The organism is Enterobacter sp. 296B2, from assembly GCF_034106185.1.
Lineage (GTDB): Bacteria > Pseudomonadota > Gammaproteobacteria > Enterobacterales > Enterobacteriaceae > Enterobacter > Enterobacter cloacae_N.
This window is the reverse complement of the sequence record NZ_JAWNCA010000070.1, coordinates 1-2,171: the sequence shown is the minus strand read 5'-3', so window position 1 is coordinate 2,171 and position 2,171 is coordinate 1. Positions and strand designations below refer to the sequence as shown.

Below are 2,171 nucleotides of genomic sequence, written 5' to 3'. Positions count from 1 at the left end.
TATTACCGGGGGACACAAAACAAACATTTCTCCCAAAGAGATATTTTTAAACACGACAAGGCAACAAATATTCGTTAATACAGGATTCAATTTTTTAAATAGATATGACATTTTGTATGATTATGAAAATGGTTATTTTGGATATAAAGATAATATATCCCTCCCGTAATTTATCATTTATAAAATAACGACACAAAAATAGGAATAGAAATGATAGTTAATTAATTCCGTGTTCAAAACATAAGAAAACAGCTATCATAACTAACGATAAAAAAGAATTCGAGAATAGCAATCGTATTCAATGAGTTATTATCTCTATTTACCAATGTTATATTGTTAATTTACCGTTTAAAAAAAACACATTAAAAGGTACTAAGCAATTGTTTATGTTCCTTTTCAACAAACGCTTTTTAATCATAGTCTAAGAGCTCATTTAAGATAGCTTGAGGATTATTTACAAACCGACGAGTCACAATGTAATGATCTGTATTCTCTAATTTAATAGATTCAATCCCGTTTTCACTAAAATGCAATATTTTCGAATCTGGATATGACATTAGTATAGGAGAATGGGTTGCTATTATAAATTGTGAATTGCTCTGAGCCAAGCGATGGATATGAGCGAGCGCAGCCATTTGTCTGGTAGGTGATAAAGCTGCCTCAGGTTCATCTAAAATATACAGGCCATTCGGTGCAAAGCGGTTCAATAATAATGACATAAAAGATTCCCCGTGCGATTGTTCGTGAAGGGAACGTCCACCATAGGCTCCTTGCACACCTAAACTATCAATCTCTGTTGCAACATTATAAAAACTTTCAGCTCTGAAAAAGAATCCATCTTTTGGTCGCCTTACTCCTCTTACTAGTCGAATTGCATGATGAAGTGAAGAATGACTTTCATTTGAATGAAAGTTAAAATTACGTGACCCTCCTTCTGCATTATATCCTGCGGCTATTGCAATAGCTTCAACCAAAGTTGATTTTCCACTACCATTTTCTCCCATGAGAAAAGTTACCCGCGGATGCAGATCCATACAATGAAAATTTTTCAAAGCTGGAATGTTATAGGGGTATTGTTCCCTTTCATAATCTGTGATTCTATCTTCCTGCAATAACACTGTTCGGAGATATTGTTCTAGAATATGCATTATGTAATACCAAACCTTTAGTTTATAATTAGCGTATAAAAAAAATAAAGCATAGCTTAAGTTAGTCAACAACAGCTAATAATTAACATCTAAAAACCAATAAAAATACTAATCAGACCGATATTCTTAGAACTAAGTCGAGATGAATGTCTAACTAAATTGGCTTTGATATTAGATGTACCTCTATGCATTGGAAGTTCTCAATAAAACATTTCAATCTCTTAGCTAATGTACGCACATAATGATTAAAGTAGTACATAAAAAACTATTCATGAGTGTCCGAATACTCTTTAAGTAAATGTGAAATAATAAATGATAATAAAATTAACAAAATCGCTGCAACAAGCATTACATTACCGTGAGAATTTAGAAAGGCAATTTTTGAAGCATGAATCAATTCTTGTCCTTGCCAGTTAGGTAATAGATCTGCAATACTGATCGCCTCACTTAATGATAATGGAGGAGCTTGTTTGATATCAGCAAGAAAATCAACAGACAGATTGGCTGTGAATGAAGCCGACATAATCATTCCGAATAATATGATACCAGTTCCTGCTCCAAGTTCATACGCCATTCCCTCAATTGCTCCAGCTTCCCCCGCTTTCTCTTTTTTTGCGGCATTCATAATTACATATGTAGAGGAGATTAGAGCTGCTTCTATGCAAAACCCCAATATAATCATTGTAAGCCAAACCTCCCATCCATTAGAACTAAAGTCCATAAACGCCATGAAAAAGAAACATAACGAGCTTAATAAAACACCATAAAATCCAATTTTTTTAACTCCTAACCATGTAAGTGTGAAACCAACGAAAGGACCAGATATAGAGCTCGCTATAATAAATGGAAATAGAAATAATCCAGCTTGAAAAGGTGATAACCCAAATGCTAATTGTAATTCCTGAGAAACAAAAAATTCGAATCCAACCAGCGTGGCCATAGCGATAAACGCAAGTATTAGCCCCGCTAATATAGGCTTATGTTTGAAGAGCTCAATATCAATCATTGGATGAAGATGCTTTG

The 2,171-nt window shown here is 33.9% G+C and carries 2 protein-coding genes; both read right to left on the bottom strand.

Annotated elements, in window-relative coordinates:
• Positions 1-410: 410 nt before the first annotated feature.
• The gene (locus URZ40_RS23080) at positions 411-1,148 is read right to left on the bottom strand and encodes an AAA family ATPase (protein WP_072061317.1); all 738 of its coding nucleotides are present in this window, start codon (positions 1,146-1,148) and stop codon (positions 411-413) included.
• Positions 1,149-1,413: 265 nt separating this feature from the next.
• Positions 1,414-2,171: MFS transporter (locus tag URZ40_RS23075; protein WP_320721253.1), on the bottom strand; the 758-nt coding region annotated here is incomplete at its 5' end.

Coding starts and splice junctions, on each gene's coding strand:
- URZ40_RS23080 (WP_072061317.1), bottom strand. CDS start 1,148: ATGCATATTCTAGAACAATATCTCCGAACAGTGTTATTGCAGGAAGAT.